The organism is Micromonospora sp. NPDC048986, assembly GCF_040649335.1.
Classification (GTDB): domain Bacteria; phylum Actinomycetota; class Actinomycetes; order Mycobacteriales; family Micromonosporaceae; genus Micromonospora; species Micromonospora alfalfae.
Map to the genome: position 1 here is coordinate 104,241 of NZ_JBEZFJ010000006.1, position 14,192 is coordinate 118,432.

General features: G+C 70.4%; 14 protein-coding genes. 5 read left to right on the forward strand and 9 right to left on the reverse strand.

Annotated elements, in window-relative coordinates; translation table 11 throughout:
* Nucleotides 1-20 precede the first annotated feature (20 nt).
* Entirely contained in the window at nucleotides 21-1,625 is a 1,605-nt protein-coding gene (locus AB0B94_RS14495; RefSeq protein ID WP_091403713.1) for an ABC-F family ATP-binding cassette domain-containing protein, read from the reverse strand.
* Between the two features lie 261 nt (nucleotides 1,626-1,886).
* Here AB0B94_RS14495 and AB0B94_RS14500 point away from each other — a divergent pair, with 261 nt between their 5' ends.
* Complete coding sequence (locus AB0B94_RS14500; RefSeq protein WP_357277521.1) at nucleotides 1,887-2,810, forward strand: neutral zinc metallopeptidase; 924 nt, start codon at nucleotides 1,887-1,889, stop codon at nucleotides 2,808-2,810.
* A 72-nt stretch (nucleotides 2,811-2,882) separates the two neighbouring features.
* Here AB0B94_RS14500 and AB0B94_RS14505 read toward each other — a convergent pair whose 3' ends face one another.
* The 5 genes from AB0B94_RS14505 to rpsA form a co-directional block, all read right to left on the reverse strand.
* Nucleotides 2,883-3,242, reverse strand: a complete 360-nt coding sequence (locus AB0B94_RS14505) for a nuclear transport factor 2 family protein (protein WP_357277526.1) — start codon at nucleotides 3,240-3,242, stop codon at nucleotides 2,883-2,885.
* Nucleotides 3,243-3,310: 68 nt separating this feature from the next.
* Nucleotides 3,311-3,610, reverse strand: a complete 300-nt coding sequence (locus AB0B94_RS14510; RefSeq protein WP_357277531.1) for a muconolactone Delta-isomerase family protein — start codon at nucleotides 3,608-3,610, stop codon at nucleotides 3,311-3,313.
* 95 nt (nucleotides 3,611-3,705) lie between these two features.
* Nucleotides 3,706-4,353, reverse strand: a complete 648-nt coding sequence (locus tag AB0B94_RS14515) for an acVLRF1 family peptidyl-tRNA hydrolase (protein ID WP_357277534.1) — start codon at nucleotides 4,351-4,353, stop codon at nucleotides 3,706-3,708.
* A 144-nt stretch (nucleotides 4,354-4,497) separates the two neighbouring features.
* Complete coding sequence (locus AB0B94_RS14520; RefSeq protein ID WP_357277540.1) at nucleotides 4,498-5,130, reverse strand: LysE family transporter; 633 nt, start codon at nucleotides 5,128-5,130, stop codon at nucleotides 4,498-4,500.
* A 509-nt stretch (nucleotides 5,131-5,639) separates the two neighbouring features.
* The gene (gene rpsA / locus AB0B94_RS14525) at nucleotides 5,640-7,151 is read right to left on the reverse strand and encodes a 30S ribosomal protein S1 (protein WP_112582670.1); all 1,512 of its coding nucleotides are present in this window, start codon (nucleotides 7,149-7,151) and stop codon (nucleotides 5,640-5,642) included.
* 478 nt (nucleotides 7,152-7,629) lie between these two features.
* On the opposite strand from rpsA, the gene AB0B94_RS14530 reads away from it, so the two are divergent.
* The 4 genes from AB0B94_RS14530 to AB0B94_RS14545 all read left to right on the forward strand — a co-directional run bounded on the left by AB0B94_RS14530 (nucleotide 7,630) and on the right by AB0B94_RS14545 (nucleotide 9,528).
* On the forward strand, nucleotides 7,630-8,436 hold the full coding sequence (locus tag AB0B94_RS14530; protein ID WP_357277547.1) for a class I SAM-dependent methyltransferase: 807 nt from the start codon (nucleotides 7,630-7,632) through the stop codon (nucleotides 8,434-8,436).
* A gap of 63 nt (nucleotides 8,437-8,499) precedes the next feature.
* On the forward strand, nucleotides 8,500-8,892 hold the full coding sequence (locus AB0B94_RS14535) for a Uma2 family endonuclease (protein ID WP_357277551.1): 393 nt from the start codon (nucleotides 8,500-8,502) through the stop codon (nucleotides 8,890-8,892).
* A gap of 83 nt (nucleotides 8,893-8,975) precedes the next feature.
* Nucleotides 8,976-9,194: a DUF2945 domain-containing protein gene (locus AB0B94_RS14540; RefSeq protein WP_357277556.1), complete on the forward strand. Its 219-nt coding sequence runs from the start codon at nucleotides 8,976-8,978 to the stop codon at nucleotides 9,192-9,194.
* Nucleotides 9,181-9,528: a DUF3140 domain-containing protein gene (locus tag AB0B94_RS14545; protein ID WP_308193575.1), complete on the forward strand. Its 348-nt coding sequence runs from the start codon at nucleotides 9,181-9,183 to the stop codon at nucleotides 9,526-9,528. Before AB0B94_RS14540 ends, AB0B94_RS14545 begins: the two co-directional genes overlap by 14 nt.
* Before the next feature lie 88 nt (nucleotides 9,529-9,616).
* Here the strand turns inward: AB0B94_RS14545 and polA are convergent, their stop codons facing one another.
* From polA to AB0B94_RS14560, 3 genes are all read right to left on the reverse strand, one after another.
* Nucleotides 9,617-12,316 carry a DNA polymerase I gene (polA, locus tag AB0B94_RS14550; RefSeq protein WP_357277560.1) on the reverse strand — a complete coding sequence of 900 codons (2,700 nt, stop codon included), beginning with the start codon at nucleotides 12,314-12,316 and terminating at the stop codon, nucleotides 9,617-9,619.
* Between the two features lie 90 nt (nucleotides 12,317-12,406).
* On the reverse strand, nucleotides 12,407-13,213 hold the full coding sequence (locus AB0B94_RS14555) for an amino acid ABC transporter ATP-binding protein (RefSeq protein ID WP_357277565.1): 807 nt from the start codon (nucleotides 13,211-13,213) through the stop codon (nucleotides 12,407-12,409).
* On the reverse strand, nucleotides 13,213-14,190 hold the full coding sequence (locus AB0B94_RS14560; protein WP_357277571.1) for an amino acid ABC transporter permease: 978 nt from the start codon (nucleotides 14,188-14,190) through the stop codon (nucleotides 13,213-13,215). Before AB0B94_RS14560 ends, AB0B94_RS14555 begins: the two co-directional genes overlap by 1 nt.
* Between the last annotated feature and the right edge of the window lie 2 nt (nucleotides 14,191-14,192).

A 14,192-nucleotide genomic window follows, 5' to 3' on the forward strand; every position in this document is an offset into this window, starting at 1 on the left:
AGCCGACCGCGCCTCCTCGGTCAGGCCAGCTCGACAAGTTCGAGCAGGTCGTCGCTCCAGGCATCCTCGTCGCCGTCGGGCAGCAGGATGGCCCGGTCCGGCTTGAGCGCCAGCACCGCACCCGGGTCGTGGGTGACCAGGACGATCGCGCCGGGGTAGTTGGCGATGGCGTCGAGCACCTGCTCCCGGCTGACCGGGTCGAGGTTGTTTGTCGGCTCGTCGAGCAACAGCACGTTGGCGCCGGAACAGACCAGAGTGGACAGGGCCAGCCGGGTCTTCTCGCCGCCGGAGAGCACGCCGGCCGGCTTGTTCACGTCGTCACCGGAGAACAGGAACGCACCAAGGATCTTGCGCAGGTCGGTGTCGGACTGCTCGACGGCGGCGGCACGCATGTTCTCCAGCACCGTCCGCTCCACGTCCAGCGTCTCGTGCTCCTGGGCGTAGTAGCCCAGCCGCAGGCCGTGCCCCGCGTGCACCTCGCCGGTGTCCGGACTGAGCAGCCCGCCGAGCATCCGCAGCAGGGTTGTCTTACCGGCGCCGTTGAGCCCGAGGATGGCCACTCGGGAGCCCCGGTCCACAGCCACGTTGACGTCGGTGAAGATCTCCAGCGATCCGTACGACTTGGAGAGGCCGGTTGCCGTGAGCGGGGTCTTGCCGCACGGCGCGGGACTGGGGAAACGCACCTTGGCCACCCGGTCGGCGACCCGCACCTCCTCCAGGCCGGAGATCAGCTTCTCGGCACGGCGGGCCATGTTCTGCGCGGCCACGGTCTTGGTGGCCTTGGCCCGCATCTTGTCGGCCTGCGCCATCAGCGCGCCGGCCTTCTTCTCCGCGTTGGCCCGCTCCCGGCGGCGGCGTCGCTCGTCGGTCTCGCGCGCCTCCAGGTACGCCTTCCAGCCCAGGTTGTAGACGTCGATCACGCTTCGGGTGGCGTCGAGGAACCAGACCTTGTTGACCACCGACTCCAGCAGCGCGCCATCGTGGGAGATCACGATCAGGCCACCCTTGTGGTTGGCGAGGAAGCCCCGCAACCAGGTGATCGAGTCGGCGTCGAGGTGGTTGGTGGGCTCGTCGAGCAGCAGGATGCCGCCGCCGTTCTCGCCCGCGTCACGGAACAGGATCCGGGCCAGCTCGATGCGGCGCCGCTGGCCGCCGGAGAGGGTGCCGATGGTCTGCGCGAGCGCCCGGTCCGGCAGGCCGAGGTTGGCGCAGATCCGCGCGGCCTCAGCCTCGGCCGCGTACCCGCCGAGGGCGGCGAACTGGTCCTCCAGCGCGCCGTACCGACGGACCAGCTTGTCGTTGGCGTCCTCGGCGAGTCGGGCCTCGACCTCCTGCATCTGCGCCATCAGCACGTCCAGGCCGCGCGCGGAGAGCACCCGGTCGCGGCCGGTGACCTCAAGGTCACCCGTGCGCGGGTCCTGCGGCAGGTAGCCGATGGCGCTGCGCTGGTCGATCTGGCCGCCGTACGGCTGCCCTTCGCCGGCGAGCACCTTCAGCGTGGTGGTCTTGCCGGCGCCGTTGCGACCGACCAGGCCGATCCGATCACCGGGCTGCACGCGCAGGGTGGTGTCGGAGAGCAGGATCCGGGAACCGGCACGCAGTTCCAGGCCGGTGGCAGTGATCATGTTTGCGGGCTCGCTCTCGGGGTTGGAAGGCTGACTCGGGGCACGCGAAACGGCCGGCGGGCTCAAGGGGCCCGACGGCGCGGGGCGGTTCAGCCTTCGCAGCGCAGCACCTGACAAGTGTACCGGTCGCCGCGGAACGGCCTGCCCGGATTACCGATCAAGATCATCGGGTACCGGAACGCCTTACCGGACCCCGTCCGGCACTCGATGGACGAACGACACACAAACGACACTCACCGGCATACGGCGATCGGGGTCACCATGGAACTCAACGAGCGGGCCGAGCTCGACACCTCCCAGGCCAACGACCTGGGCCGGGGTAGCGGCGGGTCGGGCGGCGGCTTCGGCATCCCCATCCCTGGCGGCGGCGGCCGGGGCGGCATCATCGGCATCGTGGTGGCCGTTCTCGTCGCCCTGCTCGGCGGCGGGTTCGGTCTCAACGCCATGACCAACGGCGATGACGGCAGCCAGGCCGGGGGCGGTGACCTGGATCAGGTGTGCGGCACCACAAACCCCGACCGTCTCGACGACGCGCGCTGCCGCAACCTGCTCTACGTCAACAGCATCCAGGACTACTGGAAGAAGGCGTACCCCGAACTGGGCAGAAGCGACTACGAGGTCACCACCACGAACTTCTTCCAGGCGGCCGTCAACACCGGCTGCGGGCAGGCCGACTCGGGTGTCGGCCCGTTCTACTGCCCGGCCGACCGGAAGGTGTACATCGACCTGAGCTTCTACGACGAGTTGGCCTCCCGGTTCGGCGCGAAGGGCGAGTTCGCCCAGCCGTACGTGCTCGCCCACGAGTACGGCCACCACGTGCAGAACCTGCTCGGCACCAACGCGAAGGCCGGCCAGGGCGACCAGAGCGGGCCTCGCTCCGCATCCGTGCGGTTGGAGCTCCAGGCCGACTGCTACGCCGGCGCGTGGGCCCGGCACGCCACCGAGAGCAAGGACAAGACCGGCCAGCAGCCGCTGTTCACGTCGATCACCGAGGCCGACATCAGCCAGGCCATCGACGCCGCCGAGGCGATCGGCGACGACAGCATCCAGGAGCGCTCCGGCGGGCAGGTCAACCCCGACCAGTTCACCCACGGCACGTCCGAGCAGCGCAAGCGTTGGTTCAACCAGGGCTACGACCGCGGCGACCCGAAGACCTGCGACACCTTCGGCACCGACCAGCTCTGACATCCGCCCCGAGATCGTGGCAGGCCCCTCGGCGGGCCTGCCACGATCGTCATTCCTGCCGAAGCTCCCGCGTCAGGTGAGCCGGGAGACCTGGTAGTGGCCGATGAGCCAGTCGTCGTCGACCCGCCGCAGGAGCACTCCGAGGTTGACCGTCAGGGCCGGCCGGTCGGTGAAGCCGAACTCCACCTCCAGGTAGCCGAGGACCACGTCGTCGGCGAGACGGCGGATCTCCCGGATGTCGTACGCGGCGGTCAGGCCGAGCGGCTGCCCGGCGTAGTACGCGGCGACGCCGGCGGTACCGACCGTGTACGGCTGCAACCCCTGAAAGATCGCGTCGTCGGTGAAGCACGCCGCGACCCGATCGGGCTCGTGGGCGTCGACAGCCGATTTCCACCGGTCGAGAACCGTACGCAGAATCTGCGCCTCGGACATCATGATCTCCCTGCTGGACGGACGTGCCCTGTTTCGTGCCTGTCGAGCTACCCCAGACCCCTCCAGGCTCAGCGAGGCGGCTGACCCGGGTCGTTCGGGTGCGGCGTCAACGGCGTCACTGTCTCGCGCCGCCAGGCGCGCAGCGGCATCGACGCGAGGACCGTCTCCAACTCGTCCGCGTCGGCGGCCTGGAACAGCCCCCACGTACGCCACTCCCCCGGTGCCAGCGGCGGCCGCCACAGCCGCAGGAGGCTGCCCTGCGCCGTCAGCTCGGCCGAACGCGCCGCCTCCCGCGCGCGCATGTCGGCGACCCCGTCGTCTGACGTTCCCTGCGGCACCGTCGTCACCATGTCAACCAGAAACTCCACGCGCCCATCCTCCGACGGCTGGCCGGGCGGCATGCCGCGAACCCCGTTCTCGGTGGCCATCGTCTCCCCACCGACGCCACCGGCGATGGCCGAGGTCAGTCGGGGTCGCGCACCAGGATCCGCACCGCGCGGGCCGCACCCACCGCCGCCACCAGCACCGCGTGCCGGGGCTCCGGCACGTCGAGCAACCGCTCCGCCCGCAACGGCACGAGCGGGGCCAACCGCCGGTCGGCCAGCACCCCGTCCACAGCCCGCCGGTCACCGCCGCAGACGAGGGCCGCCAACCTCGACGCCTGCGGCAACAGCAGCCGTACGGCCAGGTCCGCCGCGTCGCCCAGCGCAGCCTTCGCCTGGTTGTCACGTCGGCGGGCGAACCGGTGCTGCGACCATCCCCCAGCGGCGGTGCGCCCCTGCACGTACCGGGTGTCCACCTTGGAGACGACGAGGTCGCCGCCCTCGGCCACCCCGAGCGCCACCGCGCCCTTGCGGGCCAGCAACAGGCCGATCCGGCGGGGCATCACGGCGGCGGCCACGAACCCGGCCACATCCACGCCGCCCGGCGCACCCGGCGGGGCGTACAACTCGGCGGTTGCCCCGTCCGGGGCGGCGAGCAGCAGGCCGTACTCCTGGGCACTGGGGGTGGGTGGGCCGTGCCGGTCGGCGAAGCCCTCGACCCAGCGGCCGACGCGGGCCGGGTCGACCTCGACCCACCGGCCTCCGCCGGCTGCGGGTCGACTGGTCATCGCCCGACCGTACGGCACAGCGGGCCCACCCGGATGCCCGGGCGACCCGTGGGCCCCGCAGGGACACCCCGGGCGACATCGCCGACGCGACGCGGACGGGCCTCGGCCGGGATGGCCGAGCCGTCGGATCGTTGCCGCGACCGTTCAGCCTGGCAGGAGCGCGGCCACCGCCAGCGCGGCGATGAGCGCGCTGGAGACCAGGCCGGTGACCAGCCGTCCACGCGGCCCGGTCAGCGCCCGGCCCACCACAGTGCCACCGCCGGCGATGACCAGTTGCCAGCTCGCCGAGGCCAGGAACACCCCGGCCACGAAGAGCGCCACCGGGACCATGCCCGAGTCGGCAGTGTCCCCGCGGCCGAGCACCAGGGCGGCGAAGTAGAGCACCGTCATCGGGTTCAGCAGTGTCAACCCGAGCAGCGCCGCGTAGGCCCGCCCCGGAGTGCTCATGCCCCCACCGTCGCGTGCCGTCGGCGGTCGCTGCGAGCGGTGCGCGGACCAGGTCCGCCACAGGCCGTGCCCGGCGAGACCCAGCAGGACCACTGCGGCGACCACCCGCAGGGGCCCGGCGACCGGTGCGATGATCCCGGCCAGGCCGGCGCCGCCGAGCACGGCCACCACCGCGTAGAGCCCGTCGGCCGTCGCCACCGCCAGCGCTGCGGCCGCACCCACCCGAAACGAGGTACGGGCGCTCAGCCCCAGAATGAGAATCGCTATCGCACCGACGGGTATGGCGACGCCGTAGCCGGCTACGAGACCGGCGAGGAACGCCCCGGTCACCGAAGTCGGTGCCGGGTCGAGGTTCGTCCCCGGAGCGGCCGCTGTCGACGCACGGCAGCGGCCGCACGGACGGGAACCTGCTTCGGGTACGCCTCAATCACCAGCGCATCCTGCGCGCCGAACCCGTACCCCCGCCACCGATTTTCCCCGCCCCGCGCCCCGCGCCCCGCGCCCCGCGCCCCGCGCCCCGCGCCCCGCGCCCCGCGCCCCGCGCCAAGATCGTGCTCGAACCAGGATGTAGTGGTGTGCGGTGCCCGGGAGGCCCCTACATCATGGATTGAGCACGATCTTGGCGGTCCGCACCAGCGGACGGGCAGCCGCGCCCACCACAGCGCCCCCCGGCAGCCAGCGCGCCGCGCCCGCGACTCGCCCGGGACACGCCGCCCCCACCACCCGCCCCGGTGGCACGCTCGGCCTGCGGCCAGCCCGGAGGCACGGCGGGAACGGCGAGGGCCCCGCCCCCAGCGATCCGGAGATCGCGGGGACGGGGCCCGTCGTCGTTCAGCGGGTCACTTACCGCCGGCGAGCTTCTCCCGCAGTGCGGCGAGCGCCTCGTCGGTGGCCAGCGTGCCGGCCGGCTCCTCGGCCTGCCGGCTCGGGGCCGGGCTGGACGAGGAGGTGGTGCCACCGCCACCGCCGCCGCCAGCGGCCGGAACGGCCGGAGTCGGGTTGGCGGCAGCCTCGGCGTCGGCGGCCCGAGAGGTCTGCACCTGCTTGGTGTGGGCCTCCCAGCGCAGACGAGCCTCGGCGTACTGGTTCTCCCAGGTCTCGCGCTGCTTGTCGTACCCCTCGAGCCACTCGCCCGTCTCCGGGTCGAAGCCCTCGGGGTAGATGTAGTTGCCCTCGGTGTCGTACGTCGCGGCCATGCCGTAGAGGGTCGGGTCGAAGTGCTCCTCGCCCTCGACGAAGCCCTCGTTGGCCTGCTTGAGCGACAGCGAGATCCGGCGGCGCTCAAGGTCGATGTCGATGACCTTGACCATGACCTCGGAGCCAACCTGGACGACCTGCTCCGGGATCTCCACGTGGCGCTCGGCCAGCTCGGAGATGTGGACCAGGCCCTCGATGCCGTCGTCCACGCGGACGAACGCACCGAACGGAACCAGCTTGGTGACCTTGCCCGGCACGATCTGCTGGATCGCGTGGGTGCGGGCGAACTGCCGCCACGGGTCTTCCTGGGTCGCCTTCAGCGACAGCGAGACGCGCTCGCGGTCCAGGTCGACGTCCAGGACCTCGACCTCGACCTCCTGGCCCACCTCGACGACCTCGGACGGGTGGTCGATGTGCTTCCAGGACAGCTCGGAGACGTGCACCAGACCGTCGACGCCGCCCAGGTCCACGAAGGCGCCGAAGTTGACGATCGAGGACACGACGCCCTTGCGGACCTGGCCCTTCTGCAGCTTGTTGAGGAACTCGGTGCGCACCTCGGACTGCGTCTGCTCCAGCCAGGCCCGGCGGGACAGGACCACGTTGTTGCGGTTCTTGTCCAGCTCGATGATCTTGGCTTCGAGCTCCCGCCCGACGTACGGCTGCAGGTCGCGCACACGACGCATCTCGACCAGGGACGCGGGCAGGAAGCCGCGCAGCCCGATGTCGAGGATGAGGCCGCCCTTGACCACCTCGATGACCGAACCGCGGACGACGCCGTCCTCGTCCTTGATCTTCTCGATCGTGCCCCAGGCCCGCTCGTACTGTGCCCGCTTCTTGGAGAGGATCAGACGACCCTCCTTGTCCTCCTTTTGGAGGACCAGGGCCTCAATGTGGTCGCCAACCGTCACAACCTCGGCGGGGTCCACGTCGTGCTTGATCGACAACTCCCGAGAGGGGATGACACCCTCGGTCTTGTAGCCGATGTCGAGCAGGACCTCGTCCCGATCGACCTTGACGACGGTGCCTTCGACAATGTCGCCGTCGTTGAAGTACTTGATGGTCTCGTCGATCGCGGCGAGGAATGCCTCCTCGGAACCGAGATCGTCGTGGGTGACCCGGGTGGCGCTCGAGGGGGCCTCGATGCTGCTCGTCATGTGGGCGGTTGCTCCGGTCGGTGGGTTGTCACAGCAGGCTGGTGTGTCGCAGTGACCTGTTCGCGCCAGCGGATCCGTCGCCGGGCACACCGAACGATCGCCTAGTGAGATCATGATGTGGCTCCGTCGACCGCGCACCTGCTCCCTGCCGAGGCAACGCGATCCGCGAGCGCATCGTCTAGCCTACCGTGCGCATTACCACAGCGTGCAAGCCCTCCCGGCTTCTCTTCGTGCGATGACCTGCGAAAGCCGAACAATCGCCCGGAAAAGACCCCTGCTGTCTCCTGCGTCACAGCGGCCCCTCGTGCCCCGCGGCCGCGCTTGATCGACCCGGCTTCGGTGGACGTCGGTGCCGGCCCGCCGGTTCGGACAGCGCGACGTCACCGGAGACGAGCCGATCACGCCGCGCGCGAGGAGTCGCGTGGATCGTGGACGCGCCGCCGTACCCAACGGGGTGGGAGGGGCCTAGCGTGAGCGCGTGGATGACGACAGCCGGGTTACCCGGCGCCGGGTGGGTGACGCCGAGGCCCGGCGCGCCAACCGCGGCTGGTGGGACACCGACGCCGACGATTACCAGGCCGAACACGGCGCGTTCCTCGGCGACGTGGACTTCGTGTGGTGCCCCGAGGGCCTGCGCGAGGCCGACGCCCGGCTGCTCGGCGACGTGTCGGGGCGGTGGGTGCTGGAGGTGGGCGCCGGGGCCGCGGCCGCCGCCCGCTGGCTCGCCACCCAGGGTGCCCGGCCGGTCGCCTTCGACCTGTCCGCCGGCATGTTGCGGCACGCCGCCGAGGCCGCCGACCGCACCAGGGTACGCGTACCGCTGGTGCAGGCCGACGCGCTCGCCCTGCCGTTCGCCGACCGGTCGTTCGACGTGGCCTGCACCGCGTTCGGCGCGATCCCGTTCGTGGACGACTCGGCGGCGCTGCTCGCCGAGGTGCACCGGGTGCTGCGCCCGGGCGGCCGATGGGTGTTCTCGGTGACCCACCCGATGCGGTGGATCTTCCTCGACGACCCCGGCGAGGGCGGCCTGACGGCAGTGCACTCGTACTTCGACCGCTCCCCGTACGTGGAGCAGGACGAGAGCGGCGTGGCCACCTACGTCGAGCAGCACCGCACCCTCGGCGACCGGATCCGCGAGCTGGTCGGCGCGGGGTTCCGGCTGCTGGATCTGGTGGAGCCGGAGTGGCCGCAGGGACACGAGGGGATCTGGGGGCAGTGGAGCCCGCTGCGCGGAAGACTCTTCCCCGGCACCGCCATCTTCGTCACCGAGAAGCCCGCCGGGTGAGCGCGCCGCGCCCGCGCCCGTTGTCCGACGTGCGAGCCATCGATCGCCGGTAGGCTCGGCCACATGAGCGCCGAGGCCGTCCCGACATCACCTGGCCCCTGGTGTCCGGACCCGATGCGGCAGCAGCGTGCCGACTACACGCTGGAGGACCTGCTCGCCCTGCCGGACGACGCCCCCCGCGTCGAACTCGTCGACGGAGTTGTCCAGGTGACACCCTCCCCCACCCTGGGCCACCAGAACATTTCCAGCCTGCTGTGGCTCTGGCTGCACAACCACGCGCCGCAGCACCTCGGCGCTGCCCAGGCCATCGGTGTCAAGCTCAGCCACAACACGAGCCGACAGCCCGACGTGCTGTTACACCGTGCCGACGTGGCGTCCGCTCATTCCATCCCGCGGCCCCGCGGACGTCGTTCTCGCCGTGGAGATCGTTTCGCCGGGCACGCGACGGATAGCTGACCGAGCCGTTCGACATCAAGCTGCCGGTCGCCGAGATCACGCCGTAGTCGTTTCGTCCTGGCCGCCCCGGGTAGCCGAGGGGCATGGCCGAACCGAGATTTCACAAGGGCGACCATGTCTCCTGGTCGGCCCACGGCAGCCGCGCGTACGGCGTGGTGCAAGGGACGATCACCGAGCGGACGCGGATCAGCGGGCGGGCCGTGAACGCGGACCCCGACGACCCGCAGTACCGGGTCCGCAGTGACGGCACGGGCCGCGACGTGGCCCACCGGCCCGAGGCGCTGCGCCATGAGCAGAGGTGACGACGGCCGGGACACCTACCGGGAGTTCACCGAAGCGGTGAACATGAAGCCCGGTGAGCTGTCCACATGGCTGGAGACCGACGAGTCGAAGCAGGTCGGGTGGCACAAGGGTGGTCGAGCTGGTGGCGGCGAGTCCGTCGGACACGAATCCGGGCGGAAGATCATCAACCTGCTCCGCCGCAAACGCGGTGACCTGTCCGACGGCGACTACAAGCACATGCGCAAGGTCGTCGGCTACGTGCGCCGGCACATGGCGCAGCGCCCCGCTGGCAACGTTCGCGACACCAAGTGGCGTTGGTCGCTCATGAACTGGGGCCACGACCCCCTGAAGTGACCGACAGGCTGGTCCAACGGGACCAGCCTGTCGCCACCCTGATTCGACATGTCACGGCCGCGACCAGGGCAGCCCGACCAGGAGACGATCAGTGATCGGCGCTGTTCCAGTCCCGGCCCAGACCGACGGACACCTCCAGCGGCACCGACAACGGGTACGCCCCGCCCATCTCCTGGCGGACCAGGGCCTCCAACGACTCCCGCTCGCCGGGCGCGACCTCGAAGACCAGTTCGTCGTGCACCTGCAACAGCATCCGTGAGCCCAGCCCAGCCTCGCGGAGCGCGGTGTCGACGTGCAGCATCGCCACCTTGATGATGTCGGCGGCGGAGCCCTGGATGGGGGCGTTGAGCGCCATCCGCTCCGCGATGTCACGGCGCTGCCGGTTGTCGCTGACCAGGTCGGGCAGATAACGGCGTCGGCCGAGAATGGTGGAGGTGTAGCCGTCCTGGCGGGCCCGGGCGACCACCTGCTGGAGGTAGTCGCGCACGCCACCGAAGCCGGCGAAGTAGTTCTCCATCAGCCCGCGTGCCTCTTCGGTGCTGATGCTGAGCTGTTGGGACAGGCCGAAGGCGCTCAGGCCGTACGCCAGGCCGTAGTTCATGGCCTTGATCTTGCGGCGCTGGTCGGGGGTCACCTCGTCGAGCGGCACCCCGAAGACCGACGAGGCGGTGGCGGCGTGGAAGTCGGCGCCGGAGTTGAACGCGTCGATCAGCGCGTCGTCCGAGCTGAGGTGCGCCATGATGCGCATCTCGATCTGGCTGTAGTCGGCGGTGAGCAGACACTCGTAGCCGTCGCCCACCACGAAGGCCCGACGGATCCGACGGCCCTCCTCGGTGCGGATCGGGATGTTCTGCAGGTTGGGCTCGGTGGAGGAGAGCCGACCGGTGGCCGCCACCGTCTGGTTGAAGGTGGTGTGGATCCGGCCGTCGTCGGAGACCGACTTCAGCAGCCCGTCGACCGTCGACTTCAGCTTGGCCACGTCCCGGTGACGCAGCAGGTGGGCAAGGACCGCGTGCGGCTGCTGCGCGTAGAGCCACTGCAGGGCGTCGGCGTCGGTGGTGTAGCCCGTCTTGATCTTCTTGGTCTTCGGCAGACCCAGCTCGGTGAAGAGGATCTCCTGCAACTGCTTGGGCGAGCCGAGGTTGAACTCCCGACCCACCGCCTCGTACGCGCCCTGCGCGGCGGCCTTCACCTCCGCGGCGAAGTGGGCCTCCAGCTCGGAGAGATAGTGGGTGTCGGCGGCGATGCCGGTGCTCTCCATGGTGGCCAGCACCCGCATCAACGGCAGTTCCACGCCGGCCATCAGCCGGGCGGACTGCTCTCCGTCGCGGGACAGCTCGGCGTCGATAGCGTCGGCCAGGTCGAGGGTGGCACGGGCCTGGAGCATCAGGTTCTGCTCGACCACCCCCTCGTCGCCGAGGCCGTCGAGCGTGAGCTGGCCGGACTCCGGGACGTCCACCCGCAGCTCCCGGTGCAGGTAGCGCAGCGCCAGGTCGGTCAGATCGTAGGACCGCTGATCGGGGCGGGCCAGGTACGCGGCGATCTGGGTGTCCCGGACGATGCCGGCGAGCTGCCAGCCGTGCGCGGCGCAGGCCAGCACGGCCGGCTTGCTGTCGTGCAGCACCTTGGGGCGCTGCTCGTCGGCCAACCAGCCGGCCAGGGCGCCCTCGTCTGTCGGGTCGAGCTGCGCCGGGTCGACCCAGGCCGCCGCGCCGCCGGCGGTGGCCAGCGCGAGACCGGTGATCGAGGCGGTGTGCCGGCGGTTGGGGCCGGTGTCGAGTTTGACCGCCAGCCCGACCGGGGTGCCCGTCGGCGCGTGCGTGCCCAGCCAGCCGGCCAGCGCGCCCGACTCGGTGAGCACCTCGCCGGCCAGGTCGAACCCGGACTCGGCCTCCGGCTCGACCGCCTCCAGGTATTGGTAGAGGCGGTCGCGCAGGATGCGGAACTCGAGGGTGTCGAAGACCTGGTGCACGGCCTCCCGGTCCCACCCGGTCCAGCGGGTGTCCTCCGGACGCAACGGCAGCTCCAGGTCGGAGACGAGACAGTTGATCTCGTAGTTGCGGATCACGTCGGCGAGCCGCTCCCGCAGACTGTCGCCGGCCTTGCCCTTGATCTCGTCGGCGCGGGCGATCACGCCCTCCACCCCGCCGTACGTGGTGATCCACTTGGCCGCGGTCTTCGGGCCGACGCCCGGGATGCCGGGCAGGTTGTCACTGGTCTCGCCGACCAGCGCGGCGAGGTCCCGGTACTGCTGTGGCGGAACGCCGTACTTCGCCTCGATCGCCGCCGGGTCCATCCGGGCCAGGTCGGAGACGCCCTTACGCGGATAGAGGACGGTGATCTGATCGTCGACCAACTGGAAGGCGTCGCGGTCACCGCTGCTGATCAGCACCGACATGCCCTGGTCGCGGGCCTGGGAGGCGAGCGTGGCGATGACGTCGTCGGCCTCGAAGCCCTCTTTCTCGACCACCGGGATCTGCAGCGCGGCCAGGACCTCCTTGACCAGGCTGACCTGGCCCTTGAAGTCGGTCGGGGTCTCGCTGCGGCCGGCCTTGTACTCCGCGTACTTGTCGGTGCGGAAGGAGTGGCGGGATACGTCGAAGGCCACCACGATGTGGGTGGGCTGCTCGTCGCGCAGCACGTTGATCAGCATCGAGGTGAAGCCGTACACCGCGTTGGTCGGCTGCCCCGTCGTCGTGGAGAAGTTTTCCACAGGCAGGGCGAAGAAAGCCCGATATGCCATGGAATGTCCGTCAACGAGGAGCAGGCGCGGTGTCGTAGCTGTCACGGCAGCGACTCTAGCCCGCCGCTACGACAGGACGGGACACCGGCACGACGCCCGGCGCGGCCGAACGGATCGGCCGCGCCGGGTACCGGCTCAGAGCACCTTGGCCAGGAACGCCTTCGTCCGGTCGTGCCGGGGGTTGGCGATCACCTCGCGCGGCGCGCCGGACTCCACCACGACGCCGTCGTCCATGAAGACCAGCGAGTCGCCGACCTCCCGGGCGAAGCCGATCTCGTGGGTCACCACGATCATCGTCATGCCGTCGCGGGCCAGGTCCTTCATCACGTCGAGCACCTCGCCGACCAGCTCCGGGTCGAGCGCGCTGGTGGGCTCGTCGAAGAGCATCAGCTTCGGCTGCATCGCCAGGGCCCGCGCGATGGCCACCCGCTGCTGCTGCCCGCCGGAGAGCTGACCGGGGTAGTTGCCCAGCTTGTCGCCGAGCCCGACCCGCTCGAGCAGCGCGGCGGCCCTCTCCCGGGCGGCGGCCTTGCGCTCCCGGCCCAACAGCACCGGCGCCTCGGCGACGTTCTGCAGGGCGGTCATGTGCGGAAAGAGGTTGAACCGCTGGAACACCATGCCGATCGCGCGGCGCTGGGTGGCGATCTCCTTCTCCCGCATCTCGTGCAGCTTGCCGCCGCGCTCCCGGTAGCCGATCAGGTCGCCGTCCACCCGGATCCGGCCGGCGTTGATCTTCTCCAGGTGGTTGATGCAGCGCAGGAACGTCGACTTGCCCGAGCCGGAGGGCCCGAGCAGACAACAGACCTCGCCGCTGCGGACCTCCAGGTCGATGCCCTTGAGCACCTCCACCGACCCGAACGACTTGTGCACCTGCTCAGCGCGGACCATCACGCCGTCGCCCGCAGTTCCCTCGGCCTCCGCCGGTGTCGTCACCTGCGTCATCACCGACCCGCCTCGCTCGCGCTACCGCCGGCCTCCGCGGTGATCCCGCGCAGTCTGATCTTCGCCTGGGCGCTCCTGCCGAACCCCTTGGAGAAGTGCCGCTCCAGGTAGTACTGCCCGACGAGCAGGACGCTGGTCAGCAGCAAGTACCACAGGCAGGCCGCCACGTACATCGGGAAGACCTGGAAGGTCCGGTTACCCACGGCCTTGAGCTGGAAGAACAGCTCGGTGGAGACCGGCACGAAGGCCACCAGCGAGGTGTCCTTGAGCATCGCGATGGTCTCGTTGCCGGTCGGCGGGATGATCACCCGCATCGCCTGCGGCAGCACGATGCGACGCAGGATCTGGGTACGGCTCAGGCCCAGCGCCTGCGCCGCCTCGGTCTGCCCCTCATCCACCGACTGGATCCCGGCCCGAACGATCTCGGCCATGTACGCCGCCTCGGAGAGCCCGAGGGCCAACATGCCGGCGACGAATCCGGTGAGGATCTCCAGCGCGGAGAAGCCGAACAGACGTGCTTCGAAGTCGTCGACTCCGAAGAGCGCGCCGATCTGCCGATCGAATGGGAGCCCGAACTCGATCCGGGCCCAGAGGATGCCGAGGTTGCCGAAGAGGATCGCCAGCACCAGCCGGGGCACCGCCCGGAAGAACCAGGTGTACGCCCAGGAGACGCCGCGCAGGATCGGGTTCTCCGACAGCCGCATGATGGCGACGACAACGCCGAGGCTGACCCCGATCACCATCGCGAGCACTGTCAGCGCGAGGGTACCGCGCAGACCCTCCATGATCGGCGGCCGGAACATCTCGTCGACCATGAACGCCCAGTTGAACGCCTTGTTCGTCACCAGCAGGTGGACGAACATGGCCACCAGCACCCCGATCACGGCGACCGCGACCCAACGTCCGGGATGCCGGACGGGCACGGCCTGGATGGGTTCCGGCCGTGCCCGTTCGGTTGTGTCCGTTTCCGACGACATGC